The following is a 26,773-nucleotide window of genomic DNA, read 5'->3' as shown; positions in this document are numbered from 1 at the left end:
TGCGGGCGTGGCGGGATGCGGGGGTGGGCATCGTGGGGCGTAGGGACGCCGCGTGCCCGGGCGGGCACGTGATCAGAGAGGACGGTGCGGGGCCATGACGGTGAAGATCCTGCTGGTGACCGGGGACGCGGCCGAGTCGCTCGAAGTGTTCTACCCCTACCAGCGGTTGACCGAGGAGGGCTACGCGGTGGAGATCGCCGCGCCCTCGCGCAAGAAGCTGCGGTTCGTCGTGCACGACTTCGAGGACGGCTTCGACACGTACACCGAGAAGCCCGGCTACACCTGGCCGGCCGACCTGGCCTTCGCCGAGGTGGACCCCGAGCAGTACGCGGCGCTGGTGATCCCCGGCGGGCGCGCCCCGGAGTACCTGCGCAACGACGCCGACCTGCGGCGCATCGTCGAGCACTTCTTCGGCGCGGGCAAACCGGTGGCGCAGATCTGCCACGGGCCGCAGATCTCCGCCGCGGCCGGCGTGCTCACCGGGCGGCGCACCGCCGCGTACCCGGCGCTGGAGCCGGACGTCCTGGCAGCCGGCGCCGGCTGACGAGGACGGCGACGCGGTGGTCGACGGCAGGCTGGTCTCGGCCCGCGCCTGGCCGGACCACCCCAGCTGGATGCGGGCGTTCGTGGAGGTGCTGCGCAAGACCGCGCCGCCGGCCTGACGGCGCGGCGCCCCGGCCCGGGTCGGCGCCCCGGGCCGGGGAGGCCGGGCGCCTCAGGCGTGACCCGCGACCCGGCCGGGCGGCTCAGGCGTGGCCCGCGATGCCGCGCGGCGTGTAGTGCTCCTCCAGCCGCTTCGCCTCGTCGTCGCTCAGCACGACGTCCACCGCGGCGACCGCGTCCTCCAGGTGCCGCGCCTTGGTCGCGCCGACGATCGGCGAGGTCACGGCGGGCTGCCGCAGCAGCCAGGCCAGCGCGATCCGCGCGGGGGAGACGCCGCGCTCCGCGGCCACCTCGGCGACCGCGTCCACGATGCGCCGGTCGCCCTCCTGGTAGAGCGACTTGCCGAACTCGTCGGTCTCGCTGCGCGCGCTGACCGTGTCCCACGGCCGGGTGAGCCGGCCGCGGGCCAGCGGGCTCCACGGGATCACGCCGACGCCCTGGTCCGCGCACAGCGGCAGCATCTCCCGCTCCTCCTCGCGGTAGAGCAGGTTGTAGTGGTTCTGCATGGACACGAAGCGGGTCCAGCCGTGCCGCTCGGCGGCGTGCTGCATCTTGGCGAACTGCCACGCGTACATCGAACTCGCCCCGATGTAGCGGGCCTTGCCGGCCTTCACCACGTCGTGCAGCGCCTCCATCGTCTCCTCGACCGGCGTGGTCGGGTCGAACCGGTGGATCTGGTAGAGGTCGACGTAGTCGGTGCCGAGCCGGCGCAGGCTGTGGTCGATCTCGGTGAGGATCGCCTTGCGGGACAGGCCGCCGCCGTTCGCGCCCGGGCGCATCCTGCCGTGCACCTTCGTCGCCAGCACGATGTCGTCGCGCGCCGCGAAGTCCTTCAGCGCCCGGCCGACGATCTCCTCGCTGGTGCCGTCGGAGTAGACGTTCGCGGTGTCGAAGAAGTTGATCCCCGCGTCCAGCGCCTGCCGCAGGAACGGCCGGCTGTCCTCCTCCTCCAGCACCCACGGGTGGGTGCCGCGGTCCTTGGCCCCGTAGCTCATGCAGCCCAGGCAGATCCGCGAGACCTCAAGGCCCGTAGCGCCCAGCTTCAGGTATTCCACGTTTCCTCCGGCTCCGTCGCCGCGCCGCCCGCCCCGGGTGCGGCACCCGGGCCGCGGCGCATTCGATCACCACCGGCAACCCTACGCGTGCCCCCGCCGGCCCGTCGGTCCGCATCTCCCGTGCGCTGCCCGGCCCTCCCCGGCTTTCCCCGGCGCGGGCGCTCTCCCCGGCGCTCCCCGGCTTTCCCCCGCGCTCCCCGGCGCGGCACCCGCTGCTACGCCCCCTCGCCGAGAAGCTCGCTTATCAGGACGCGCTGCGCCGCGGTGAGGTGCGGGTCGGCGCAGTGGACGGTACGCGGACCCGCGGTGATGGTGTACGCGAAACCGTCGGGGACGGGACGGCCGGCCGGGGGAGGGGCGGCCAGGGCGGCGCGGGCGAGGGACTCCAGCCGGGCCGCGTCCGGACGGCCCTCGGTGTCGAGCGCGGCCCGGCGCGGGATGCCCGCGAAGCCGCCGGAGCGGACCACCTCGATGTGCATCACCCGGCTCCTTCCTGTGCCCCGCGCGGGTCCCTGTCCCATACCCTTCCCCGCCCCGGCGCCGTCACGGCGCCAAGCCCCCGGCACCGTCACAGCGCCGTCACGGCGCCAAGCCCCCGGCCCGCGCGCCGCCCGCGCCGTCACGCCCTCACGGCCTCACGCCTTCTGCGCCTGCTCCCCCGGCTGCTGGTGCGGCACCGGCGCCGCGGCGCCGGCCGCGGGCTCGACCCCCACCCGCGACCACGCGGACTTCACCGCGTCGGCCACCTCGCCCGCACCGTAGCGCGCCGTCGCCGCGGCGACCGTGGCGCCGGCGAAGGCCGCGAAGTCGGCCGAGGAGGAGAGCGAGCCGCCGGTCAGCGTGTCGTACCAGACCTGGCCCGCGCGCTCCCACGCGTGCCCGCCCAGCGCCGCGGCGGCCAGGTAGAAGGCGTGGTTGGGGATGCCGGAGTTGATGTGCACGCCGCCCTCGTCCTGGGACGTGCTGACGTAGCCGGCCATCGTGCCCGGCTGCGGGTCCTTGCCCAGGCGCGGGTCGTCGTAGGCGGTGCCGGGCTCCTTCATCGAGCGCAGCGCGTGGCCCCTGACGCCCGGCGCGAGCAGCCCCGCGCCGATCAGCCAGTCCGCCTGGTCCGCGGTCTGCCCCAGCGCGTACTGCTTGATCAGGCTGCCGAAGACGTCCGAGACCGACTCGTTGAGCGCGCCGGACTGGCCGTGGTAGTCGAGGTTGGCGCTGTACTGGGTGACGCCGTGGGTCAGCTCGTGCCCGATGACGTCCAGCGGGATGGTGAAGTCGAGGAAGATCCGGCCGTCGCCGTCGCCGAACACCATCTGCTCGCCGTTCCAGAAGGCGTTGTTGTAGCCCTCCAGGTAGTGGACGCTGGCGGTCAGCGGCAGGCCCTCGCCGTCGATGGAGCGGCGTCCGTACGCCTTCAGGTACGTCTCGAAGGTCGCGCCGAGCCCGTCGTAGGCGCGGTTGGCGCTGGCGTCCTTGACCGGCTTGCCGCCCTCCGCGCGCAGCTTCTTGCCGGGCAGGTCGTCCTTGTGCCGGGCGTCGTAGACGGCGCGCCGCGGCTGGTCGGACGCGGCGTCCGCGGCGGCGCGCGCGGCGGCGGCCCCCGGCGGCGGGCCGGCCACCGCGGTCAGCCGGCGGCGGGTGCGCTGGCGGGCGTCGTGCTCCAGGGTCCGGCGGGCCGGGTCCGACAGCGCTCCGTCCGTGGAGCGCGCGAGGTTGTCGAGGACGTGCGGCGGCACGATCGTGCAGAAAACTCCCATGTGCGCAATGTGGCACGCGCCATACCCTCTGTCACTGCTTGGTGCCATGATCCACGAAAAGGAGCGAATGACCGCTCCGCGGTGGACGCGCGCCCGGAGCCGGCACCGCCGCGAGTACGCCCCCGGCACCGCCCCGGGCGCGCCCCGGCACCGCCGCCCCGCCCGGCGCCCCGTCTTGCATTGTGAGAGGACCGCGCCGTCGGCTGGGTGATCGCCGCCCGAGCCGCTAAGGTCGGTCCATCATGCGATTCGGGCTGCTTCTCCTTAGCTGCCGCGGCGAGGGCCTGTAGTCAGAGGCCGACCCCCTCCCCGCGGAGTTCGGCGTTGCCCAGCCGTCGGCCGTCCCCAGCGGACCCGAGGAGCACCCGTCACATGAGCACCACCCCCGAGCGCGTAGGCCGCCCCACCCCCCTGACCGCGGCGACGGTCACACAGCGCGCCACCTCGATGCCGATCCACAAGTACGGCCGCTACGAGCAGGTGGACCTGCCCGACCGCACCTGGCCGGACGCCCGCATCACCAAGGCGCCGCGCTGGCTGTCCACCGACCTGCGCGACGGCAACCAGGCGCTGATCGACCCGATGTCGCCGGCCCGCAAGCGCGAGATGTTCGACCTGCTGGTGCGGATGGGCTACAAGGAGATCGAGATCGGCTTCCCGGCCTCCGGCCAGACCGACTTCGACTTCGTCCGGTCGGTCATCGAGCAGGACGCGATCCCCGAGGACGTCACCATCTCGGTGCTCACCCAGGCCCGCGAGGAGCTGATCGAGCGCACCGTGCAGGCCCTGGTCGGCGCGCCGCGCGCCACCGTGCACCTGTACAACGCCACCGCGCCGGTCTTCCGCCGGGTGGTCTTCCGCGGCAGCCGCGAGCAGGTCAAGGCGATCGCGGTGGACGGCACCCGGCTGGTGATGGAGTACGCCGACAAGCTGCTGGGCGACGACACCGTCTTCGGCTACCAGTACAGCCCGGAGATCTTCACCGACACCGAGCTGGACTTCGCGCTGGAGGTCTGCGAGGGCGTCATGGACGTCTGGCAGCCCGAGGACGGCCGCGAGATCATCCTCAACCTGCCCGCCACCGTGGAGCGTTCGACCCCCTCCACGCACGCCGACCGGTTCGAGTGGATGTCGCGGAACCTGACCCGCCGCGAGCACGTCTGCCTGTCGGTGCACCCGCACAACGACCGCGGCACCGCGGTGGCCGCCGCCGAGCTGGCCCTGATGGCCGGCGCCGACCGCATCGAGGGCTGCCTGTTCGGCCAGGGCGAGCGCACCGGCAACGTCGACCTGGTCACCCTGGGGATGAACCTGTTCAGCCAGGGCATCGACCCGCAGATCGACTTCTCGCAGATCGACGAGATCCGTCGCACCGCCGAGTACTGCAACCAGATGGAGATCCACCCGCGCCACCCCTACGCGGGCGACCTGGTCTACACCTCCTTCTCCGGCTCCCACCAGGACGCCATCAAGAAGGGCTTCGAGGCGATGGAGGCCGCCGCCTCGGCCGCCGGCAAGACCGTCGACGAGATCGAGTGGGCGGTGCCGTACCTGCCGATCGACCCCAAGGACGTCGGCCGCACCTACGAGGCGGTGATCCGGGTCAACTCCCAGTCCGGCAAGGGCGGCGTGGCCTACGTGCTGAAGAACGGCCACAAGCTGGACCTGCCGCGGCGGATGCAGATCGAGTTCTCCCGGATCATCCAGGCCAAGACCGACAGCGAGGGCGGCGAGGTCACCCCGGAGCAGATCTGGTCGGTGTTCCAGGACGAGTACCTGCCGACCACGCAGAACCCCTGGGGCCGCATCGCGCTGCGCTCGGCGTCCTCCTCGACCTCCAGCGACGGCACCGACGAGCTGACCGTCGAGGCCGTGGTGGACGGCGAGGAGACCACGCTGACCGGCACCGGCAACGGACCGATCTCCGCGTTCTTCGACGCGCTGGCCTCGATCGGCGTCGACGCCCGGCTGCTGGACTACTCCGAGCACACGCTCAGCGAGGGCGCCTCCGCGCAGGCCGCCTCGTACATCGAGTGCGCGATCGACGGCCGGGTGCTGTGGGGCATCGGCGTCGACCCCAACACCACCCGCGCCTCGCTGCAGGCGGTGGTCTCCGCCGTCAACCGCGCGGCCCGCTGAGTCACCCCCCGCCCGCACCCGCGGGCTGCCGCCGCCGGCCGGTCCCGCACCGGCCGGCGCGGCGTGCTGCCGGGGCAGTGGCGGGGCTGTGCCGGATCCGGGGCGGGTGAACGGGCCGTCCGCGGCGGTCACCGGTCGCAATTGCCCCCGTACGCGGTACTGACTGCGGCTCGCAGGTGTGGCTAACATCACGGCAGTACGGCAGCGCTGCCGAGCCGTCCCCGCGGGCGCGGCCCCCGGCGGCGCCTGCGTACCGGGACGAAGACGGCCGGAGGGTGCAGCGTGATGAAGCTGGGGCTGTGTATCTGGGGTGTGCGGACCGCCTGGCACACCGAGGACGACGGTGAGTTCTTCTGCCCCGACTGCGGCGGCGACCGCGCCTACCAGCGCAGAACCGGCACCCGCAGGCTGACCGTGCTGGGCGTGCCGCTGCTGGCCCGGGGCAGCGCGGGCAGCGTCATAGAGTGCGCCGCGTGCAACCGCCACTACGGCTCCGAGGTGCTGCTGCGGCCCACCACCACCCGCTTCTCCGCGATGCTGCGGGACGCCGTGCACACCATCGCGCTCGCCGTGCTCACCGCGGGCGGCTCCAGCGGCCGGGCCGCCCGCGAGGCCGCGGTCGGCGCGGTCCGCGCGGCCGGCTTCACCGACTGCACCGAGGACCAGCTGCTCGGCCTGCTCGCCGCGATCGTCGCCGACGAGGGCCGCTTCCGCCGCTCCGAGGAGCTCGGCCCCGACTCCTTCGCGGAGGCCGTCGACGGCTGCGGCAGCTGGCTGTCCATCGAACTGCACGAGGCGCTGGAGCCGCTGGCCGACCACCTGCTGGTGCCCGGCCGCGAGCGGGTGCTGCTGCAGGGCGCGCACATCGCGCTGGCCGACGGGCCCTACCTGCCCGCCGAGCGCGAGGTGCTGGAGGCCATCGGGCGCTGCCTGTCGCTGCACACCGACGACATCGACCGGCTGCTGACCGCGGCGGCGGCGACGGCGTCCTGAGCGCTGCGCCGAGCGTCCCGGCGGAGACGGCGTCCTGACCGCGGCGCGCCCGCCGCTCCCGCCGCGCCCGGCGCCCGGGCCGCCGGTTCCGGGCGATCCGGGGAGCATGCCCGCGCAGTCGCCGCCGTACGCGAGAATGGCCGCATGAGTCTGTTCCGCGACGACGGCATCGTGCTGCGCACCCAGAAGCTGGGCGAGGCGGACCGGATCATCACGCTGCTCACCCGGCGCAACGGCCGGGTCCGCGCGGTGGCCAGGGGGGTGCGCCGGACCAAGTCCAAGTTCGGCGCCCGGCTCGAACCCTTCAGCCACGTCGACGTGCAGTTCTTCGCCCGCGGCGGCGAACTGATCGGGCGCGGGCTGCCGCTGTGCACGCAGGGCGAGACCATCGCGCCGTACGGCAGCGGCATCGTCACCGACTACGAGCGCTACACCGCGGGCACCGCGATGCTGGAGACCGCCGAGCGCTTCACCGACCACGAGGGCGAGCCCGCGGTGCAGCAGTATCTGCTGCTGGTCGGCGCGCTGCGCACGCTGGCCGCCGGCGACCACGACCCGCGGCTGGTGCTCGACGCCTTCCTGCTGCGCTCGCTCGCGGTCAACGGCTACGCGCCCAGCTTCGACGACTGCGCGAAGTGCGGGATGGCCGGGCCCAACCGGTTCTTCTCGGTCGGCGCCGGGGGAGTGGTGTGCGGGGACTGCCGGGTGCCCGGCAGCGTCGTACCCTCCAGGGAGTCGCTCCACCTGCTCGGCGCGCTGCTGGGCGGCGACTGGGAGACCGCGGACGCCTGCGAGCCGCGGCACTGCCGCGAGGGCAGCGGGCTGGTCGCGGCGTACCTGCAGTGGCACCTGGAACGCGGCCTGCGCAGCCTGCGCTTCGTCGACAAGCGGCCGGACGGCACGAGGGCCCAGCCGACCCCGAGGATCTGAGGAGAAGCAGCACCATGGCACGTCGCGGGATCCTGACCCGTAACCGGACCGCGTACCGGACGCCCGACCCGCACCCGTCGGGGGCGCGGCCGCCGAAGATCCCCGGCGAGCTGGTGCCCAAGCACGTGGCGATCGTGATGGACGGCAACGGCCGCTGGGCCAAGGAGCGCGGGCTGCCGCGCACCGAGGGCCACAAGGTCGGCGAGGGCGTCGTGCTCGACGTGCTCAAGGGCTGCCTGGAGATCGGCGTCAAGAACCTGTCGCTGTACGCCTTCTCCACCGAGAACTGGAAGCGCTCGCCGGAGGAGGTGCGCTTCCTGATGAACTTCAACCGGGACGTGATCCGCCGCCGCCGCGACGAGATGGACGAGCTGGGCATCCGCATCCGCTGGGTGGGCCGGATGCCGCGGATGTGGAAGTCGGTGGTCCAGGAGCTCCAGGTCGCGCAGGAGCAGACGGTCGGCAACGACGCGATGACGCTGTACTTCTGCGTCAACTACGGCGGCCGCGCGGAGATCGCCGACGCGGCGCAGGCGATCGCCCGGGACGTGGCGGCCGGCCGGCTCGACCCGTCGAAGGTCAACGAGAAGACGTTCGCGAAGTACCTGTACTACCCGGACATGCCCGATGTGGACCTCTTCCTGCGCCCCAGCGGCGAGCAGCGCACGTCCAACTACCTGATCTGGCAGTCCAGCTACGCGGAGATGGTGTTCCAGGACGTGCTGTGGCCGGACTTCGACCGGCGCGACCTGTGGCGGGGCTGCCTGGAGTACGCCCAGCGCGACCGCCGCTTCGGCGGCGCGCTGCCCAACGAGGCCGAGCGGTCGGCGGGCGCGCTGCCCGGGGACGGGCGGGCGCAGCCCGAGACCTCCTAGGCCGAGACAGGCCGAGATCTGCTAGGCCAGGCCGTCCTGGGCCGGGCCGCCCTGGGCCGGGCCGTGCTGCGGACCGTCCGGGGTCCGGCCCTCCCGGGCCGCCGCGGCGCACTCCGCGCAGGTGCCGAAGATCTCCAGGGTGTGGGCCACGTCCACGTAGCCGTGCTCCGCGGCGACCGCGTCGGCCCACTTCTCCACCGCCGGGCCCTCCACCTCCACCGCCTTGCCGCACATCCGGCAGACCAGGTGGTGGTGGTGCCCGCCGCCGGAGCAGCGGCGGTAGACCGCCTCGCCGTCGCCGGTGCGCAGCACGTCGACCTCGCCGGCGTCGGCGAGCGTCTGCAGGGTGCGGTAGACCGTGGTCAGCCCGACGGAGTCACCCCGGTGCTTGAGGATGTCGTGCAGGTCCTGCGCGCTGCGGAACTCGTCGACCTCGTCGAGGGCGGCCGCCACCGCGGCGCGCTGGCGGGTGGCGCGGCCCTGCACGGGGTGCTTGGCGCTGCTCACCGGTTACTCCTCCTCGCTGGCCGACCGATTGCGGTGCCGCCATTGTGCCAGGCCGGTCGGGTCGGGCGACCGCGCGCGCGACCGGAGGCGGACTGGAAACGATTGTCACTTCCAATCGTACTCTTGCAGGTCGCGGAACGGATTTGATATGCGCCCCGCACCCGCCGGTAATCTGGGACAACTGACCGCTTCGTCGTAATGAAGAGAGCACCGTGGCCGCCGACAAGATCGACACCATCGTCAGCCTGAGCAAGCGCCGTGGCTTCGTTTTCCCCAGCAGCGAGATCTACGGCGGTTCGCGCGCCGCCTGGGACTACGGACCGCTGGGCGTGGAGCTCAAGGAGAACATCAAGCGCCAGTGGTGGCGGTCGATGGTGACCTCGCGCGACGACGTGGTGGGACTCGACTCGTCGGTGATCCTCGCCCCCGAGGTGTGGGTCGCCTCCGGCCACGTCGCGACGTTCTCCGACCCGCTGACCGAGTGCACCTCCTGCCACAAGCGCTACCGCGCCGACCACCTGGAGGAGGCGTACGAGGCCAAGCACGGCAAGCTGCCGGCGAACGGCCTGGCCGACATCAACTGCCCGCACTGCGGCACCAAGGGCGCCTTCACCGAGCCCAAGCAGTTCTCCGGCATGCTGCAGACCCACCTCGGCCCGACCCAGGACGCCGGCTCGGTGGCCTACCTGCGCCCGGAGACCGCGCAGGGCATCTTCGTGAACTTCACCCAGGTGCAGACCACCTCGCGGCGCAAGCCGCCGTTCGGCATCGCCCAGGTGGGCAAGTCGTTCCGCAACGAGATCACCCCGGGCAACTTCATCTTCCGCACCCGCGAGTTCGAGCAGATGGAGATGGAGTTCTTCGTCAAGCCCGGCGAGGACGAGAAGTGGCACGAGTACTGGATGCAGGAGCGCTGGAACTGGTACACCGGCCTCGGCATCCGCGAGGAGAACATCCGCTGGTACGACCACCCCAAGGAGAAGCTCTCCCACTACTCCAAGCGCACCGCCGACATCGAGTACCGCTTCAACTTCGGCGGCCAGGAGTTCAGTGAGTTGGAGGGCGTCGCCAACCGCACCGACTTCGACCTCACCGCGCACTCCAAGGCGTCCGGCCAGGACCTGTCGTACTTCGACCAGGAGGCCGGCGAGCGCTGGACGCCGTACGTGATCGAGCCGGCGGCCGGGGTGAACCGCGCGATGCTGGCCTTCATGCTCGACGCCTACACCGAGGACGAGGCGCCGAACGCCAAGGGCGTGATGGAGAAGCGCACCGTGCTGCGGCTGGACCCGCGGCTGGCCCCGGTCAAGGTCGCGGTGCTGCCGCTGTCCCGCAACCCCGAGCTGTCCCCGAAGGCCAAGGGCCTGGCCACCGCGCTGCGGGCGAACTGGAACATCGAGTTCGACGACGCGGGCGCGATCGGCCGCCGCTACCGCCGCCAGGACGAGATCGGCACGCCGTTCTGCGTCACCGTCGACTTCGACACCCTGGAGGACAACGCGGTGACCGTGCGCGAGCGCGACACCATGAAGCAGGAGCGGGTCTCCCTGGACCAGGTCGAGGGCTACCTCGGCTCGCGGCTGCTGGGCTGCTGAGCCGCCGGGCGGCCCGCCGATCCGCCGGGCCGCCCGCGGGGCCGCCCGCGGGGTCTTCCCGCGCCGCCCCGGCCGCCGTACGCCTCCCGCGTACGGCGGCCGGGGCGCTCCGCGTCAGGCGGTCTTGCGGCCGACGCCCGCGTAGACCCAGAACTCCGAGGGCTTCTCGGGCAGTTCCTCGTCCGGGTCGGGCCGCCACAGCGGCACGTAGACCAGGCCGGGCTCGACCAGTTCGAAGCCGGCGAAGAGCGCGGCGATCTCGTCGTAGGAGCGGGCGGTGACCGGCGAGGTGGCCCGCGAGCGGTAGAGCCGGCCCACCGCGGCGGCGGTGTCGGGGCGGTCCTGCGAGGTCGCGTGGCTCATCGCCAGCCAGCTGCCGGGCGGCAGCCCGTCGCGGTAGGCGCCGACGATCCCCGCCGGGTCCTCCTCGGGGGTGATGAAGTGCAGGATCGTGATCATCAGCACCGCGACCGGCTCGTCGAAGTCGAGCAGCGCGCGCACCTGCGGGTGGGCCAGCACCTCGTCGGGCTTGCGTATGTCGGCGCTGACCACGGTGGCGTCCGGGTTGCCCTCCAGCAGCGAGGCGCTGTGCGCGACCGCCACCGGGTCGTTGTCCACGTAGACCACCCGCGAGCCGGGGGCGACCGCCTGCGCGACCTCGTGCACATTGCCCTGGGTGGGGATGCCCGAGCCCAGGTCGAGGAACTGCCGCACCCCGGCGCGGGCCAGATGGCGCACCGCGCGGCCGAGGAACGCCCGGTTGGCCCTGGCCAGCGCCCGGACCTGCGGATCGATGGCGGTGAAGGCGGCGAGGGCCTCCCGGTCTATGGCGAAGTTGTGCTCGCCGCCGAGCATGGCGTCGTAGATGCGCGCCACGCTGGCCTTGTTCGGGTCGACCCCGTCCGGGACGTTCCGCTCGTCGGTCACCGGATCCCCTTCCCCTGAAGGCAATATGAAGGGTCATCATAGAATCCGTAGGTCCGAGTACGACGGGGGGACGAACGTCCGCTGGGCGGTGCCACCACTGCCGCGCCGGTTCCTCGTGAAAGGGCACGACCCTGCCGTACGAACCACCCGACCAGGCCCCGGACGCCGCGGCGCCGGCCACCCCTCGCCTGGCGCCGCCGGCCTCCGTGCCGCCGGCACCGTCCGTGCCGTCCGCACCGCCCGCACCCGGGCGGTCGATGGCAGCCCCGACCGTCTCCGGAACCGCTTCCGGACCCGTGGGCGGCCCCACGGCGCCCGCCGCCGCGGCCATGGATAGGCTGCGGTCGCACCCGTCGGCCCGCGGGCAAGTGCTGGTCTCGCCCGCCGCCTCGCCGGCGGCGGACGCCATCGGCTCGGCCCTGGACCTGGCGCTGACCGGTGACCACGTGGTGGCCGCGCTGGTCCCCGGCTTCTGCGACGCCGCCTCGGTCTACCTGCTGGAACGCTGGGTCGCCGACGCCACGACCGGGGGCTCCCACGACCCGCCGCAGATCGAGGCCCGGCGGCTCGCGCTGCGCCTGGGCCACGACGCGGCCCGCCGGCCCGCGGACGGCGGCGACCCCTCCGGCGCCCCGGGCGCCCCGGACGCCCCCGGCCCGCGCGCCGGCTCCGCCGCGGACGGCGTGCTGCCGGTCGGCGAGGTGCTGGTCTTCCCGCGGCACACCCCCTACGCCCGGGCGCTCGCCACCGGCCGCAGCCAACTGCTCGGCGCGGTCGACCGGCACACCTCGGACCGGCTCGCGGCCTCGGCGCCGGCCGGCGACGCGCTGATACGGGAGCTGCTGCGCACCACGTCGTTCCTCGTCGTGCCGCTGCGGCTGCAGGGCGCCGCGATCGGCTTCGTGGCCTGCACCCGCGGCCCCGGCCTGCCCGCGTTCGACGGCGCCGACACCGCCGCCGTGGAGTCGCTGGCCGCGCGCGCCGCGGTCGCCCTGGACAACGCGCGGCGCTACGAGTACGAGCGGCGTACCGCGCTGGCCATCCGCACCAGCCTGCTGCCGGCCACCGACGCGGCGTACCAGGGCTGCCACGTCGCCCACGGCTACCGGCCCGCGGGCGCGCACGACGTGATCGGCGGCGACTGGTTCGACGTGCTGCCGCGGCCCGACGGCCGGGTCGGGCTGATCGTCGGCGACGCCATGGGCCACGGCCCCGAGGCGGCGGTCGCGATGATCCAGCTGCGCACCGCCGCGCGTACGCTGGCCGGCCTGGACACCGACCCGGCGGAGCTGCTCAGCCGGCTCGACGCGCTGGCCGCCGACACCCCGGGCGCCTCCTTCGCCACCTGCGTCTACGCCGAGTGGGACGCCGCCCGGCACACCTGCACGCTGGTGGCGGCCGGCCATCCGCCGCCGCTGGTGCGCGGGCCGGGGCAGGCCGCCCGCCGTGCCGTGGTCGGCGCCGGGCTGCCGCTGGGCCTGGGCGCCTGGCACAGCGAGCCCGCGGTGCTGGAGCTCCACCGGCCGACGCTGCTGCTGATGTACAGCGACGGCCTGGTGGAGTCGCGCGACACCGACATCGACGCCGGGATCGAGCGGCTGGCCGGCGCGCTGGACGCCGGCGCCGCGGCGCTCGCGCCCGGCGCGCGGGGCAACCAGGGCCGGCTGGAGGCGCTGTGCGAGCGGCTGCTGCACGAGCAGCCGCTGGACGGCGCGGCCGACGACCGCACGCTGCTGCTGGCCGAGCTGATCCCGGCGTAGCGGGGGAGCGGCGGGGAGCTACGGCGAGCGGCGGGGAGGTCAGCCGCCCGCCGCCACGCCCGCGGCGGGCCGCCGCTGCTCCTCGGCGAGCACGGCCGCGTACAGCCGGTCCAGGCGCTCGCGGGTCAGCTCGTCCGCCGGGGTGTACGTGGTCAGCCGCGGGCCGGACTGCGGGCCCAGCCACAGGTGCGTGAAGTCGAAGGCGAGCAGCCCGACCAGCGGGTTGAGGTACCGCTTGACGTGGCTGTCCGGCTGGATCACCTCGTGCCGCTCCCACGCCGCGCGGAACTCCGGCGACGCCTGTTCCAGCCGCTTTAGCAGCGCCTTCCACGCCGGGTCGGCGAGGTGCTGCGCCATCGACGCGCGGAACTTGGCGGCCATCAGCCGCATGTTCTCCTCGCGGTCCAGCATCCGCTCGCGCCACTGCGGGTCGGTGAAGGCCAGCCACATGATGTTCCGGTCCTCGTCCGGCATCGCGTCCAGGTCCGTGACGAGCCGGCCGTAGGTGCGGTTGTGGGCGACCACGTCGTAGCGGCTGTTGATCACCGCGGCGGGCAGCGGCTCCAGCCGGCCCAGCATCGTCAGCAGGGAGGGGGACAGCCCCGGGCAGTCCAGGTCCGGGTGCGGGTCGGCGGTGCCGGCGAGGGTGAACAGGTGGCGGCGCTCGGTGCGGTCGAGCATCAGCGCCCGCGCGATCGCGTCGGCGACCTGTCCGGACACCTGGATCTCGCGGGCCTGCTCCAGCCACGTGTACCAGGTCACCCCGACCGCGGCGAGCTGCGCGACCTCCTCGCGGCGCAGCCCCGGGGTGCGCCGCCGGCGGCCCGGCGGCAGTCCGACCTGCTCGGGCGAGATCCGCTCGCGCCGGCTGCGCAGGAACGACGCCAGCTCGCGGCGGCGGCTCGCGGCGGCCGTGCCCGCGGGGACCGGCGGGCCCTGCGGGTCGAGCGCGACGGGAATTGAGGTCGCGGCGGACGTCCCGGACCCGGCCCTGCTCGCGGCGGCGCTGCTCGCGGCGGCGGACGGTGCTGCGGAGCTGATCGTGGTCATGCTCCCAGGGTGCCGCACGGGTCAGACCGTTGCCAGGTGGTCCGTATACCTGGATAAACCCTCTCTGGTACCCCCTTGAGCAGAGGTCCACCGTGGATGACGTGACCGACCGAACGCAACAGATTCCGTCCTCCAGGGCGCAGGTGCTGCCCCGCGTGACCCGTATCGGCGCACCCGCCGTCCCTTCCTCCGTCCCCTCCTCCGCCTCCGCTCCCGCCGTCCGCTCCGGGGCGCCGGCCGCCCCGCCGGTGCTCAGCGCGCTCGGTCTGCTGACCGTGCTGCTCGGCGCCGCGCTGCCGATGGTGGACTTCTTCATCGTCAACGTCGCCCTGCCCACCATCGACCGCGACCTGGACGCGGGACCCGCCGTCCTGGAGATGGTCGTCGCGGGCTACGGCGTCGCGTACGCGGTCCTGCTCGTGCTCGGCGGCCGGCTCGGCGACATGGTCGGCCGCCGCACCCTCTTCCTGTGGGGCCTGGCGGCCTTCGCGCTGACCTCCCTGGCCTGCGGGCTCGCGCCCAGCGCGTGGACGCTGGTGGCCGCCCGGGTGGCGCAGGGCGCGGCCTCCGCGCTGCTGCTCCCGCAGGCGCTGGCCACCATCCAGGCCGCCACCTCCGGCAGCAGCCGCGGCAAGGCGCTCAGCTACTACGGCGCGACCGCCGGCGTGGCCAGCGTGGTCGGGCAGGTGCTCGGCGGCGTGCTGGTCTCCGCGGACATCGCCGGCAGCGGCTGGCGGGCGATCTTCCTGGTCAACGTGCCGGTGGCGGCCGTCGCCTTCGCGCTCGCGCTGAAGTCCGTGCCGGAGACCCGCTCCCAGCACCCGGCCAGGATCGACCGGGCCGGCACCGCGCTGCTGGCCGTCACCCTGGTCGCGCTGCTGCTGCCGCTCACCGAGGGCCGCGCGGCCGGCTGGCCGCTGTGGTCGTGGCTGCTGCTGGCGCTGTCGCCGTTTGCCGCCGCCGCGTTCGTGACGGTGGAGACGCGCGGCGAGCGGGCCGGCGGCAACCCGCTGCTGCCGCCGTCGCTGGTACGCGTGCACAGCGTGCGCAGCGGGCTGATGCTCATCGTGCCGTTCTGCCTCGGCTTCGGCGGGTTCATGTTCGTGCTCGCGGTGGCCATGCAGGACGGGCTGCACTTCGGCGCGCTGGCCGCCGGCGCCGGCCTGGCCCCGCTGTGCGCGGCGTTCTTCGCCGCCTCGCTGCTCGGCCCGCGCGCGGTGAACCGTTTCGGCCGGGCGACCGTGACCGGCGGCTCGCTGATCCAGGGCGTCGGCCTGCTGGTGCTCGCCGGGACGTTCTTCTGGGGCTGGCCGGACCTCGGCGTGTGGGCGCTGGCGCCCGGCATGGCGGTGGCCGGCTTCGGCCAGGGCCTGGTGCTGCCGGTGGTCTTCCGCGTCGTGCTCAGCGAGATCCCGCCGGCCCAGGCGGGCGTCGGCAGCGGCGCGATGGCCACCACCCAGCAGTCCAGCCTGGCGCTGGGCGTGGCCACCCTCGGCACGCTCTTCCTGACCCTGTCCGGCTCGGTGGGGGTGCGCGACGCGCTGGTGTGGACGCTGCTCGCCCAGCTCGCGGCGGTCGTCCTGACCACCGCGCTGAGCCTGCGGCTGCCGCGCACGGTGCGGTAGCCGGACCGGGGCCGGCGTCGTCCCGCGCCGGCTCCGGAGCCTCGCCTCGCACATGGAATGACAGATATTGAAATCTGTCATTCCATGTGCGAGGCTTCTCGTGTTCCCGAAGAGTCGATCCCAGGAGTTCCCCGATGCGAACCCGCACCCTCGGCGCCACCGGCCCCGCCGTCTCCGCCATCGGCCTCGGCTGCATGGGCATGACCGACATGTACGGTCCCGCCGACGAGGCCGAGTCGATCGCGACCATCCACGCCGCCCTCGACGCCGGCGTCACCCTGCTGGACACCGGCGACTTCTACGCCATGGGCCTGAACGAGCTGCTGATCCGCGACGCGCTGCGGGCCCGCCCGGGCAGCCGCGACCAGGCGGTGATCAGCGTCAAGTTCGGCGCGCTGCGCGACGCGGGCGGCGGCTGGGCCGGCCACGACGGCCGCCCGGCCGCGGTGAAGAACTTCCTCGCCTACTCCCTCAACCGGCTCGGCACCGACCACGTCGACGTCTACCGAATCGCCCGCCTCGACCCGCAGGTCCCGATCGAGGAGACGGTCGGCGCGATCGCCGAGGAGGTGCAGGCCGGCCGGGTCCGGCACATCGGCCTGTCCGAGGTCGGCGCCGAGACCCTGCGCCGGGCCGCGGCCACCGCGCCGATCAGCGACCTGCAGATCGAGTACGGCCTGTTCGCCCGCGGCGCCGAGGAGTCCGTGCTGCCCACCGCGCGCGAGCTGGGTATCGGCGTCACCGCGTACGGCGTGCTGGCCCGCGGACTGCTCGGCGGCCGGTGGACCCGCGAACGCAGCACCGACCCGCGCGACTTCAGGACCGGCCACCCGCGCTTCACCGGCGCGAACCTGGACCGCAACCTCGACCTGGTCGAGGCGCTGCGCAAGGTCGCCGACGCCAAGGGCGCCACGGTCGCGCAGACCGCCATCGCCTGGGTGCTCTCGCGCGGCGACGACATCGTGCCGCTGGTCGGCGCCCGCACCCGCGAGCGCCTCGCGGAGTCGCTCGGCGCGCTGGACGTCGTCCTGGACGAGGCCGACCTGGCCGCCGTCGAGGCCGCGGTGCCGGCCGGGGCCGTGGCCGGCATGCGCTACCCCGAGCGGCAGATGGGGACGCTGGACAGCGAGAAGGGCTGACCGGGCGTTCGCGGGGGCGGGTCGGCGCGGGCGGCCGCGCAGGCCGCACACTGGACGTCGCACCCCGCCCCCGCGCCCGCCGGCACCCCCGCGTGAAAGGCCGCCCATGCCGCCCGAGACCCTGACCCCGACCCGCATCCTCGAAGCCACCGAGGACGTGCTGCGCCGCTACGGGCCCGCGAAGGCCACCGTGGTCGACGTGGCGCGGGCGCTCGGGGTCAGCCACGGCAGCGTCTACCGGCACTTCCGGACCAAGGCGGCGCTGCGCGAGGCGGTCACCCAGCGGTGGCTGGACACCGAGCACGCCGAACTCCAGGCGCTGGCCGACGCGGACGGCCCGGCCGGCGACCGGCTCGGCCGCTGGCTCGCCGCGCTGTTCGCCGCCAAGCGGCACAAGGCCGGGCACGACCCGGAGCTGTTCGCCACGTACCTGTCGCTGGCCGACGAGAACAGCCACACCGTCGCCGCCCACGTCGACCAACTCGTCGGCCAGCTCGCGCGCATCGTCGCCGACGGCGTGGCCCAGGGCGTCTTCGCGCCGTGCGACCCCGCGGCCACCGGACGCGCCGTCTGGGACGCCACCGCGCGCTTCCACGACCCGGTGTACGCGCGGCAGTGGTTCCAGCCGGACATCGACGCGGCCTTCGAGGCGGTGCGCGGGCTGGTCCTGCGGGGACTGCGGGGCGGGCCGGCGTAGGGGCGGCACGGGCGGTACGGGCGGCACGGGCGGCACGGGCGGCACGGGCGGCACGGGCGAGCGGTACCCGGCGGGCCGCACGGGCACACCGTCGCGGGCGTCACAGCCGTGGGGCGGAAGAGACCCGATCGAGCCGACGTTGTGGTTGTCCGGGATGCCGTACGCCGTTCGTGGGAAGGAGTCGGGTGATGAGTGTCAGCGAACTGCCCCGCACCGGCCCGGACGGCGCTGACCGCCCCGGGCCCGCCGGACGCGCGGCCCCCTCCACCGGGCGGGCCGCCCGGACCGCTCGTGCGCCGGAGCAGCAGGGGTCGGCCCAGGTCATCGAGTTGCCGGTGCCGCGCGCCGGGCACTTCTCCGGCTGCCCCGCGCGGGTCGCCGCGCGCCCGTCCGCCGACTCGGTGTGGGCGGCCCGGGTCATGCTGGTCACGGGCGCCCTGCTGGTGCCGTGGCTGGTGGTGCTCGCGCTGACCCTGCCGTCGATGACGCTCGCCTGGGTCGGCCTGGACGCCATGGAGGCGGCCGGGCTGGTCACCACCGGCCTGCTGGTGCTGCGCCGGCACCCCCTGCGCACCCCGGCGGCGGCGGTCACCGCGACGCTGCTGCTGGTGGACGCGTGGTTCGACACCACCACGTCCAGCGGCGTCGACCTGGTCTTCGCGCTCGTGCTCGCCGCGGTCGCCGAACTGCCGCTCGCCGCGCTGTGCGGCGCCGTGGCGCTGCGGGCCGCCCGCGAGCAGGCCGGGGCCCAGCGGGGGCCGGTCGGCCCCTCCTCGTCAGCCGCCGGCCGCCGTCAGGGCTGACACGATCCGCTCCAGCTCGGCCAGGTCGCGGGCCGGCAGCGCGCGCAGCACCGGGGAGGGGTGCCGAGGATCGCGTTCGCCCGCGCGGCGACGGCCCGGCCCTCGGCCGTCGCCGTGACGATCTTCGAACGCCGGTCGGCCGGGTCCCGGTCGCGCTCCACCAGGCCGCGCTTGAGCAGGTCGTCGACCACCAGCGTGAGGTAGGGCCGGTCCGAGCCCAGTTCGGCGGCGAGTTCGCTGAGCCGCGAGGGCCGCGCGGCGATCCGCCGCAGCGCCTTGATCCGGAAGAAGCTCATCCCGAGCGCCTCGACGACCTCCTTGCGCCCCTCGTGGCGCTCCAGCACCACGAGCCGCAGCCCCCGCCAGACCCGCGACGCGACGTCGTCCCCGTCCCCGTCCCCGTCGGCCGCCTCCGGCGTCGCGTCGGCGCCGCCCGAGCCGCTCGCACCGCCCGAGCCGATGCCACCCGCGCCGCCCGTACCGCCCGAGCCCGCGCTCCCGCCCGCCGGCTGCCCGGAGTCCGCCCCGCCCGGGGCCGTGCCTGCCGTGTCCCCCGCTTCCGGCCCTTCCGGCGCTTCCGTCGCGTCCGCCGCTTCCCGCGCGTTCGCCGCGTCGGGCGGCGTGCTGGTCGTCATGCCTTCACCGTCTTCCGTGGGGGGCCGCCGGGGGCGGCCGGGTCCGCGGCCTCTTCGGGGGTCATCAGGAGCTCGGCCGTGCGGGTGGCGGTGCCCCGGGCCCAGGCGCCGGTGGTGAGCAGCCCGAGGGCGAGGACGGCCGCGCCGCATCCCGTAATGATCCACCAGGAACCCTCGTGGAGTCCCGCCGCCAGCGCCGCGCCGAGCACCGCGACGCCGAGCGACTGCCCGACCTGGCGGCTGGTGGAGGCCACCGCCGCCGCCACGCCCGCCTGGGCGCGCGGCATGCCGGACACCGCGGTGTTCGTGATCGGCGCGTTGACCAGGCCGAAGCCGATGCCGAACAGCACGTACGAGGTGAACAGCAGCGCGTTCGAGGACTGCGCGTCCAGCGCCGCCAGCAGCACCCCGCTCGCCGTCATCATCACGCCGGCCAGCGCCAGCGGCAGCCGCGGTCCCCGGGCGCCGACCAGGCGGCCCGACAGCGGCGCGAAGACCAGGCACATCAGCGCCATCGGCAGCATGTACAGGCCCGCGCGCAGCGCCGACATGCCGCGGTCGTTCTGCAGGTAGAGGGTGTTGAGGAAGAGGAAGCCGCCGAGCGCGGCGAACGCGCACACCGCGATGACCGTCGCGCCGGAGAACGGCGCGCTGCGGAAGAAGCGCGTGTCGATCAGCGGATCGTCGCGCCGCGTCTCGTAGCGGGCCAGTCCGGCCAGCGACAGCGCGGCCAGCACGAAGCAGCCGATGATCTCCGGCGAGGTCCAGCCGGCCTCCGAGCCCTGGATGATGCCGTACGTCAGCGAGCCGAGCAGCGCGATCACCAGCACCTGGCCGACCGGGTCGGTCCTGCGCGCCCGCGGGGCCCGCGACTCGGGCACGAACCGCGCGGTCAGCGCCAGCGCGACCACGCCCACCGGCAGGTTGATCCAGAAGATCGAGCGCCAGCCGACCGACTCCACCAGCGCGCCGCCGACGATCGGCCCGGCGGCCATGCTGATGCCGACGACGCCGCCCCACACGCCGATGGCCCGGGCGCGCTCGCGCGCGTCGGAGAAGGTGTTGGTGATGATCGACATCGCCACCGGGTTGAGCATCGAGCCGCCGACCGCCTGCACCATCCGGAAGACGATCAGCCAGCCGAGGCCGGGGGCGAGGCTGCACAGCAGCGAGCCGAGGGTGAAGAGCACCAGGCCGCTCTGGAAGACCCGCTTGCGGCCGATCCGGTCCGCGGTCGAGCCGGCCAGCAGCAGCAGCGACGCGATCACCACGAGGTAGGCGTCGATGGTCCACTGCAGCCCGGAGACGCTGGTGTGGAAGTCCTTCTGCATGGACGGCAGCGCCACGTTCAGGATCGTGTTGTCGAGGCTGACGATCAGCAGGCTCATGCAGCAGATGCCGAGGACGAGCATGCGCCGCCGGTACGTCAGCTCGGGCATAGGTGCCGTCTCCAATGATTGTACGAGTCGAATCGTTACTATCGTACAACCATCACCGCGGGGACCCGCTCCCGGCATACGGGACCTGTTCCCGGCGTACGGGACCCGCTCCCGGCGTACGGGACAATGGACGGCATGACCGCTGAAGCCACCTTGAGCCGTCCCCTCGCCGGCGCCCTGCGGATCGGCCCGCACACCGTGCAGCCGCCGGTGGTGCTCGCCCCCATGGCCGGGATCACCAACGCGCCCTTCCGCACGCTGTGCCGGGAGTTCTCGGGCGGCAAGGGGCTGTTCGTCAGCGAGATGATCACCACCCGGGCGCTGGTCGAGCGCAACGAGAAGACCATGCAGCTGATCCACTTCGACGCGTCCGAGACGCCGCGCTCGATCCAGCTCTACGGGGTCGACCCGGTGACCGTCGGCAAGGCGGTGCGGATGATCGTGGACGAGGACCTCGCCGACCACATCGACCTCAACTTCGGCTGCCCGGTGCCCAAGGTCACCCGCAAGGGCGGTGGCAGCGCGCTGCCGTACAAGCGCAACCTGCTGCGCGCGATCCTGCGCGAGGCGGTCGGCAACGCGGGGTCCCTGCCGGTCACCATCAAGATGCGCAAGGGCATCGACGACGACCACCTGACCTATCTCGACGCCGGGCGCATCGCGGTGGACGAGGGCGTGACCGCGGTCGCGCTGCACGGCCGCACCGCCGCCCAGCACTACGGCGGCACCGCCGACTGGGACGCCATCGCCCGGCTGAAGGAGCACGTCCCGGAGATCCCGGTGCTTGGCAACGGCGACATCTGGTGCGCCGAGGACGCGGTGCGGATGGTCCGCGAGACCGGGTGCGACGGCGTCGTGGTCGGCCGCGGCTGCCTGGGCAGGCCCTGGCTGTTCGCCGATCTGGTCGGCGCGTTCGAGGGCGACGGGCGGGAGCCGGCCAGGCCGCGGTTCGGCGAGGTCGCGGTGGTGATGCGGCGGCACGCGGAGCTGCTCGGCCAGTGGCTGGGCGACGAGGCGCGCGGCGTGATCGACTTCCGCAAGCACGTGCCCTGGTACACTAAGGGCTTCGCGGTCGGCTCCGAGCTGCGCCGGGCGCTGGCCACCGCGTCCTCGCTGGCCGAGCTGGACGAGCATCTGGGCGCGCTGGACGCCGCGCAGCCGTGGCCGGCGCACGCCGACGGGCCGCGCGGGCGGACCGCGCCGGGCAAGCGCGTGGTGCTGCCGGACGGCTGGCTGGAGGACCCGTACGCCTGCGCGGTGCTGGACGACGACGCGGAGGCGGACACCTCGGGCGGCTGAGCCGGGCCCGCCTTCGCGTCTCCGCGCCTTCGCGCCTTCCCGTCTTCGCGCCTTGGGGTCTCCGCGGCCCCGCGCCTTCGGGTCGCCGCGTCTCCGCGCGTCCCTCGTCCGAGGGGTGAGGCCTGTCCGTGTACGCCGTACGGAGTACGTGATTCATGCCACGCTTGATACCTCTTGCGCTCAGATGAGCGCACATGCGAGCGCTGCACCTCTCGAATGAAACCCCGGTCCGTAGCAGTCCGCCGCCTCCATGAACCACCGTCCGCCGTGACACTGGGTGACGGAAAACGCTGTCCTGGCCCGCCGTGCGCCGCGCTGCGTTCGACTCGTGAACGGACGGCCCTCCGCCGCCGCTGCGCCGCGCACTTTCGATCCGTCGGCAGATGGGCGGTTGCGGCCGTGTGTCGTGGTGATGGACGTACTGCGGAGCCTTGGAGATGGGTACGCTCCCCGCCGTCAGGGCAGCGCGGTGCGTGCGGACGGCGAGGAGTCGAAGACCCGTGGCGGGACGTCAGAAGAAGCAGAAGTTCGTCTACGACTTCACTGAGGGCAACAAGGACCTGAAGGACCTGCTCGGCGGCAAGGGGGCCAACCTCGCCGAGATGACCAACCTCGGGCTGCCGGTCCCGCCCGGCTTCACCATCACCACCGAGGCGTGCAAGGTCTATCTGGAGTCCGGCCAGGAGCCGCCCGCGCTGCGCGACGAGGTGAGTGCGCACCTCGACGCGCTGGAGCAGCGGATGGGCCGCAAGCTGGGCGCGCCCGCCGACCCGCTGCTGGTGTCGGTGCGCTCCGGCGCGAAGTTCTCCATGCCCGGCATGATGGACACCGTCCTCAACGTCGGCCTGTCCGACGCCTCGGTCGCGGGCCTGGCCGAGCAGGCCGGCGACGAGCGGTTCGCCTGGGACTCCTACCGCCGGCTGGTCCAGATGTTCGGCGCGACGGTGCTGGGCGTGCCCGGCGAGCTGTTCGAGGACGCGCTGGAGCGGGCCAAGCGGGACCGCGGCGCGGCCAGCGACCTGGACCTGGACGCCGCCTGCCTGCGCGCGCTCGTCGAGGAGTTCAAGGCGATCGTCGCCCGGGAGGCCGGCCGGGGGTTCCCGCAGGAGCCGCGCGAGCAGATGGACCTCGCGGTGCGCGCGGTCTTCGACTCCTGGAACACCGAGCGGGCCGCGCTCTACCGCCGCCAGGAGCGCATCCCCGGCGACCTCGGCACCGCCGTCAACATCTGCTCGATGGTCTTCGGCAACCTCGGCGCCGACTCCGGCACCGGCGTCGCCTTCACCCGCGACCCGGCCACCGGGCACCAGGGCGTCTACGGCGACTACCTGCAGAACGCGCAGGGCGAGGACGTCGTGGCCGGCATCCGCAACACCGTGCCGCTCGCCGAGCTCGAACGCATCGACAAGGCGTCCTACGACCAGCTGCTGTCGATCATGGAGACGCTGGAGACGCACTACAAGGACCTGTGCGACATCGAGTTCACCATCGAGCGCGGCCGGCTGTGGATGCTGCAGACCCGGGTCGGCAAGCGCACCGCGGCGGCCGCGTTCCGCATCGCCGTGCAACTGGTCGACCAGGGCCTGATCGACGAGGCGGAGGCGCTGCGGCGGGTCAGCGGCGGGCAGTTGGCGCAGCTGATGTTCCCGCGCTTCGACGACGCCGAGGCCGGAGCGGCCGGCGTGCGCAGGATCGGCTGGGGCATCGCGGCCTCGCCCGGCGCGGCGGTCGGCAAGGCGGTCTTCGACTCCTACACCGCGGTCAAGTGGTCGCGCTCGGGCGAGAAGGTCATCCTGATCCGCCGCGAGACCAACCCCGACGACCTCAACGGGATGATCGCCGCCGAGGGCATCCTCACCTCCCGCGGCGGCAAGACCTCGCACGCCGCCGTGGTCGCCCGCGGCATGGGCAAGACCTGCGTGTGCGGCGCGGAGGAGCTGGAGGTCGACACCAAGCGGCGCCGGCTGACCGCCACCGGCCCGGACGGCGCGCCGGTGGTGCTGGAGGAGGGCGACCTGGTCTCCATCGACGGCTCCACCGGCAAGGTCTACACCGGGGAGGTGCCGGTGGTGCCGTCCCCGGTGGTCGAGTACTTCGAGGGCCGGATGCACGCCGGCGCCGAGGAGGCCGACGAACTCGTGCGCGCCGTGCACCGGATCATGGCCTACGCCGACCGGGTGCGCCGGCTGCGGGTGCGGGCGAACGCCGACAACGCCGAAGACGCCCTGCGGGCACGGCGGTTCGGCGCCCAGGGAATCGGACTGTGCCGCACCGAGCACATGTTCCTCGGCGAACGCCGGGAACTGGTCGAGCACTTGATCCTCGCCGACACCGACGCCGAGCGGGACAAGGCCCTCGGCGCGCTGCTGCCGCTGCAGAGGGCCGACTTCATCGAGCTGTTCGAGGCGATGGACGGACTTCCCGTGACGGTGCGGCTGCTGGACCCGCCGCTGCACGAGTTCCTGCCCGACATCACGGAGTTGTCGGTGCGGGTGGCGCTCGCCGAGGCGCGCGAGGACGAGAACGAGAACGACCTGCGGCTGCTGCAGGCGGTGCACAAGCTGCACGAGCAGAACCCGATGCTGGGCCTGCGCGGGGTGCGCCTGGGCCTGGTCGTGCCGGGCCTGTTCGCGATGCAGGTCCGCGCGATCGCCGAGGCCGCGGCGCACCGCCTGGCCGCCAAGGGCGACCCGCGACCGGAGATCATGATCCCGCTGGTCGGCACCGTGCAGGAGCTGGAGATCGTCCGCGACGAGGCCGACGCGGTGATCGCCGAGGTCGAGCGGGCCACCGGGACCCGGCTGCGGCTGCCGATCGGCACGATGATCGAGCTGCCGCGGGCCGCGCTGACCGCCGGGCAGATCGCCGAGGCCGCGCAGTTCTTCTCCTTCGGCACCAACGACCTGACCCAGACCGTGTGGGGCTTCTCCCGCGACGACGTGGAGGCCAGCTTCTTCACCGCCTACCTGGAGAAGGGCATCTTCGGCGTCTCCCCGTTCGAGACCATCGACCGGGACGGCGTCGGCTCGCTGGTCCGCGCCGCCGCCGAGGCCGGCCGGGCCACCCGCCCCGACCTCAAGCTCGGCGTGTGCGGCGAGCACGGCGGCGACCCGGAGTCGGTGCACTTCTTCCACGACGCGGGCCTGGACTACGTCTCCTGCTCGCCCTTCCGCATCCCGGTCGCCCGCCTGGAGGCCGGCCGCGCGGCGAACGCGGCGGCCACCCGATGACCACCTGACCGGGCCGGACCGGCCCGCCGGCGGCGGCCCTTGCCCTGGGGCCCCAACCCTCACCGCCCGGCGGGCCGGCTCCGGCCCACCCCCGCCCGGGGGCCCGCGCCTCGTGCACGCGCGGGCCCCCGGGCACCTCGCGTCCCCGGGCGGGCCGCGCGGGCGGCACGGATACGATCGCTGGCATGAGTGCCAGCAGCGTTGAGCAGCCACGCGACGAGGAGCCGGCGAAGGCCGCCGACGGCAGCGGCGGTACGCGGTCCGCCGACGGCGCGGCGACGCTCGCCGAGATCGCCCGGGCGGCGGGCGTGTCGGCGCCGACGGTCTCCAAGGTCCTCAACGGCCGCGGCGACGTCGCCCCCGCCACCCGCAGCCGGGTGGAGGAGCTGCTGCGCCGGCACGGCTACCAGCGCCGCCGCGGCAGTGTGCAGCCCGCGCCGCTGCTCGACCTGGTCTTCCACGAACTGGAGAGTTCCTGGGCGATGGAGGTCATCCGCGGCGTGGAGAACGTGGCCCGCCAGGAGAGCCTGAGCGTGGTGCTCTCGGAGTCCGCCTGGCCTCACCCCCGGCCAGACCTGGGTCGACGGCGTGCTCGCCCGCCGGCCCACCGGCGTGATCCTCGTGCTGTCCGACCTCGACCCGGCCCAGCGCGCCCAACTCACCAGCCGCGACATCCCGTTCGTGGTGCTCGACCCGGCCGGCGACCCCGGCGACGACGTGCCCGCGATCGGCGCGACCAACTGGCAGGGCGGCGTCGCCGCGACCCGCCACCTGCTGGAACTCGGCCACCGCAGGATCGGCGTGATCGCCGGTCCCGTCGGCATCATGTGCAGCCGCGCCCGCGTCGACGGCTACCGGGCGGCGCTGGAGACCGCGGGCGTCGCCTACGACCCGGCGCTGGTCAAAAACGGCACGTTCCACTACGAGGCCGGCTACACCGAGGGGCTCGCGCTGCTGCAGATGCCCGACCGGCCCACCGCGATCTTCACCGGCAACGACCTCCAGGCGCTCGGACTCTACGAGGCCGCGCGGGAGTTGGGGCTGCGCGTGCCGCACGACCTGAGCGTGGTCGGCTTCGACGACCTGCCGCTGGCGCGGTGGATCAGTCCGCCGCTGACCACGGTGCGGCAGCCGCTCACCGAGATGGCCGAGGCCGCGGCGCGGCTGGTGCTCGACCTCAGCCGGGGACGGCAGCCGGGCACCCTCCGGGTGGACCTCGCCACCCGGCTCGTCGAGCGCGCCAGCAGCGCGGCCCCGCTCTAGAGGGCTGGAGGCCACGCCCGATCGGGGGCTCAGACCAGGCGGACCTCGTACGCCGGGACGGCGACCGCCTCGTCGTCCAGGCAGCGGCCGTCCGCGAGGTCGAAGCGCTGCTTCAGCAGCGGCGAGGCCACGTAGCAGCGCCCGGCCGCCGAGCCGAGGAGGCCGTGCGCCAGCACCCCCGCCCCGGTGAACGGGTCCACGTTGCCGATCGCGTAGACCCCGCCCGCGCCGTCGCGGAACACCGCCGCCTGCCCGCCGCCCGGCAGCAGCGCCGCCACGCCCCGCCCGGGCTCCAGCGCGTCCACCGCGCACACCGGCAACCACCCCTGCGCGGTGCGCAGTTCGACCCACCCGGCGGCGGCCGTCCGGCCGCCCGCCAGCTGGCCGCCGCCGTG

At 74.0% G+C, this 26,773-nt stretch carries 21 protein-coding genes and 2 pseudogenes; 14 read left to right on the top strand and 9 right to left on the bottom strand.

The features are described 5' to 3' along the window. Window positions 1-94 precede the first annotated feature (94 nt). Window positions 95-662: pseudogene (locus VSR01_RS11615) on the top strand (DJ-1/PfpI family protein). An 84-nt stretch (window positions 663-746) separates the two neighbouring features. Here the strand turns inward: VSR01_RS11615 and VSR01_RS11610 are convergent. The 3 genes from VSR01_RS11610 to VSR01_RS11600 form a co-directional block, all read right to left on the bottom strand. Beyond that, on the bottom strand, window positions 747-1,718 hold the full coding sequence (locus tag VSR01_RS11610; RefSeq protein ID WP_326449180.1) for an aldo/keto reductase: 972 nt from the start codon (window positions 1,716-1,718) through the stop codon (window positions 747-749). A 215-nt stretch (window positions 1,719-1,933) separates the two neighbouring features. After that, entirely contained in the window at window positions 1,934-2,197 is a 264-nt protein-coding gene (locus VSR01_RS11605) for a protealysin inhibitor emfourin (RefSeq protein WP_326449179.1), read from the bottom strand. Between the two features lie 156 nt (window positions 2,198-2,353). Further along, entirely contained in the window at window positions 2,354-3,472 is a 1,119-nt protein-coding gene (locus tag VSR01_RS11600) for a M4 family metallopeptidase (protein ID WP_326449178.1), read from the bottom strand. A 372-nt stretch (window positions 3,473-3,844) separates the two neighbouring features. Between VSR01_RS11600 and leuA the strand changes: the two genes are divergently transcribed. From leuA to VSR01_RS11580, 4 genes are all read left to right on the top strand, one after another. Continuing rightward, on the top strand, window positions 3,845-5,611 hold the full coding sequence (leuA, locus tag VSR01_RS11595) for a 2-isopropylmalate synthase (RefSeq protein WP_326449177.1): 1,767 nt from the start codon (window positions 3,845-3,847) through the stop codon (window positions 5,609-5,611). A gap of 285 nt (window positions 5,612-5,896) precedes the next feature. Continuing rightward, window positions 5,897-6,604, top strand: coding sequence for a TerB family tellurite resistance protein (locus VSR01_RS11590; protein ID WP_326449176.1), 708 nt, complete (start codon window positions 5,897-5,899; stop codon window positions 6,602-6,604). A gap of 144 nt (window positions 6,605-6,748) precedes the next feature. Further along, window positions 6,749-7,534 carry a DNA repair protein RecO gene (recO, locus tag VSR01_RS11585; protein WP_326449175.1) on the top strand — a complete coding sequence of 262 codons (786 nt, stop codon included), beginning with the start codon at window positions 6,749-6,751 and terminating at the stop codon, window positions 7,532-7,534. A 14-nt stretch (window positions 7,535-7,548) separates the two neighbouring features. Beyond that, a complete protein-coding gene (locus VSR01_RS11580) occupies window positions 7,549-8,409 on the top strand; it encodes an isoprenyl transferase (protein WP_326449174.1) in 861 nt (286 codons plus the stop codon). A 21-nt stretch (window positions 8,410-8,430) separates the two neighbouring features. Here VSR01_RS11580 and VSR01_RS11575 read toward each other — a convergent pair whose 3' ends face one another. Continuing rightward, window positions 8,431-8,916, bottom strand: a complete 486-nt coding sequence (locus VSR01_RS11575; protein ID WP_326449173.1) for a Fur family transcriptional regulator — start codon at window positions 8,914-8,916, stop codon at window positions 8,431-8,433. A 212-nt stretch (window positions 8,917-9,128) separates the two neighbouring features. Between VSR01_RS11575 and VSR01_RS11570 the strand changes: the two genes are divergently transcribed. Further along, entirely contained in the window at window positions 9,129-10,511 is a 1,383-nt protein-coding gene (locus VSR01_RS11570; RefSeq protein ID WP_326449172.1) for a glycine--tRNA ligase, read from the top strand. Window positions 10,512-10,625: 114 nt separating this feature from the next. Here the strand turns inward: VSR01_RS11570 and VSR01_RS11565 are convergent, their stop codons facing one another. Beyond that, a complete protein-coding gene (locus VSR01_RS11565) occupies window positions 10,626-11,438 on the bottom strand; it encodes an SAM-dependent methyltransferase (RefSeq protein WP_326449171.1) in 813 nt (270 codons plus the stop codon). A 329-nt stretch (window positions 11,439-11,767) separates the two neighbouring features. Here VSR01_RS11565 and VSR01_RS11560 point away from each other — a divergent pair, with 329 nt between their 5' ends. After that, window positions 11,768-13,198, top strand: coding sequence for a PP2C family protein-serine/threonine phosphatase (locus VSR01_RS11560; RefSeq protein ID WP_326449170.1), 1,431 nt, complete (start codon window positions 11,768-11,770; stop codon window positions 13,196-13,198). Window positions 13,199-13,237: 39 nt separating this feature from the next. On the opposite strand, the gene VSR01_RS11555 is transcribed toward VSR01_RS11560, so the two are convergent. Next, window positions 13,238-14,248, bottom strand: a complete 1,011-nt coding sequence (locus tag VSR01_RS11555) for a helix-turn-helix transcriptional regulator (protein ID WP_326449169.1) — start codon at window positions 14,246-14,248, stop codon at window positions 13,238-13,240. A gap of 155 nt (window positions 14,249-14,403) precedes the next feature. Between VSR01_RS11555 and VSR01_RS11550 the strand changes: the two genes are divergently transcribed. From VSR01_RS11550 to VSR01_RS11535, 4 genes are all read left to right on the top strand, one after another. Beyond that, complete coding sequence (locus tag VSR01_RS11550; RefSeq protein WP_326449168.1) at window positions 14,404-15,873, top strand: MFS transporter; 1,470 nt, start codon at window positions 14,404-14,406, stop codon at window positions 15,871-15,873. Between the two features lie 134 nt (window positions 15,874-16,007). Continuing rightward, on the top strand, window positions 16,008-17,012 hold the full coding sequence (locus VSR01_RS11545) for an aldo/keto reductase (protein WP_326449167.1): 1,005 nt from the start codon (window positions 16,008-16,010) through the stop codon (window positions 17,010-17,012). A gap of 106 nt (window positions 17,013-17,118) precedes the next feature. After that, entirely contained in the window at window positions 17,119-17,709 is a 591-nt protein-coding gene (locus VSR01_RS11540) for a TetR family transcriptional regulator (RefSeq protein WP_326449166.1), read from the top strand. A 188-nt stretch (window positions 17,710-17,897) separates the two neighbouring features. After that, window positions 17,898-18,512 carry a hypothetical protein gene (locus VSR01_RS11535; RefSeq protein WP_326449165.1) on the top strand — a complete coding sequence of 205 codons (615 nt, stop codon included), beginning with the start codon at window positions 17,898-17,900 and terminating at the stop codon, window positions 18,510-18,512. Here the strand turns inward: VSR01_RS11535 and VSR01_RS11530 are convergent. After that, on the bottom strand, window positions 18,503-19,147 hold the full coding sequence (locus VSR01_RS11530) for a MarR family winged helix-turn-helix transcriptional regulator (RefSeq protein ID WP_326449164.1): 645 nt from the start codon (window positions 19,145-19,147) through the stop codon (window positions 18,503-18,505). The genes VSR01_RS11535 and VSR01_RS11530 overlap by 10 nt on opposite strands. Beyond that, window positions 19,144-20,586 (bottom strand): MFS transporter, encoded by a 1,443-nt coding sequence (locus VSR01_RS11525; protein ID WP_326449163.1) that lies wholly within the window; start codon window positions 20,584-20,586, stop codon window positions 19,144-19,146. Before VSR01_RS11525 ends, VSR01_RS11530 begins: the two co-directional genes overlap by 4 nt. Window positions 20,587-20,721: 135 nt before the next feature. Here VSR01_RS11525 and dusB point away from each other — a divergent pair, with 135 nt between their 5' ends. The 3 genes and pseudogenes from dusB to VSR01_RS11510 all read left to right on the top strand — a co-directional run bounded on the left by dusB (window position 20,722) and on the right by VSR01_RS11510 (window position 26,378). Next, the gene (gene dusB / locus VSR01_RS11520; RefSeq protein ID WP_326449162.1) at window positions 20,722-21,885 is read left to right on the top strand and encodes a tRNA dihydrouridine synthase DusB; all 1,164 of its coding nucleotides are present in this window, start codon (window positions 20,722-20,724) and stop codon (window positions 21,883-21,885) included. Between the two features lie 437 nt (window positions 21,886-22,322). Continuing rightward, window positions 22,323-25,115, top strand: coding sequence for a pyruvate, phosphate dikinase (ppdK, locus tag VSR01_RS11515; protein WP_442785439.1), 2,793 nt, complete (start codon window positions 22,323-22,325; stop codon window positions 25,113-25,115). 185 nt (window positions 25,116-25,300) lie between these two features. Next, window positions 25,301-26,378: pseudogene (locus tag VSR01_RS11510) on the top strand (LacI family DNA-binding transcriptional regulator). Window positions 26,379-26,407: 29 nt separating this feature from the next. Here VSR01_RS11510 and nirD read toward each other — a convergent pair. Next, window positions 26,408-26,758: a nitrite reductase small subunit NirD gene (nirD, locus tag VSR01_RS11505; RefSeq protein WP_442785664.1), complete on the bottom strand. Its 351-nt coding sequence runs from the start codon at window positions 26,756-26,758 to the stop codon at window positions 26,408-26,410. Window positions 26,759-26,773: the final 15 nt, after the last annotated feature.

Origin of the sequence: Actinacidiphila sp. DG2A-62 (assembly GCF_035825295.1) — a bacterium.
GTDB lineage: Bacteria > Actinomycetota > Actinomycetes > Streptomycetales > Streptomycetaceae > Actinacidiphila.
Note: the sequence above shows the minus strand (reverse complement) of the source record. Positions and strands in the feature narration are given on the sequence as shown.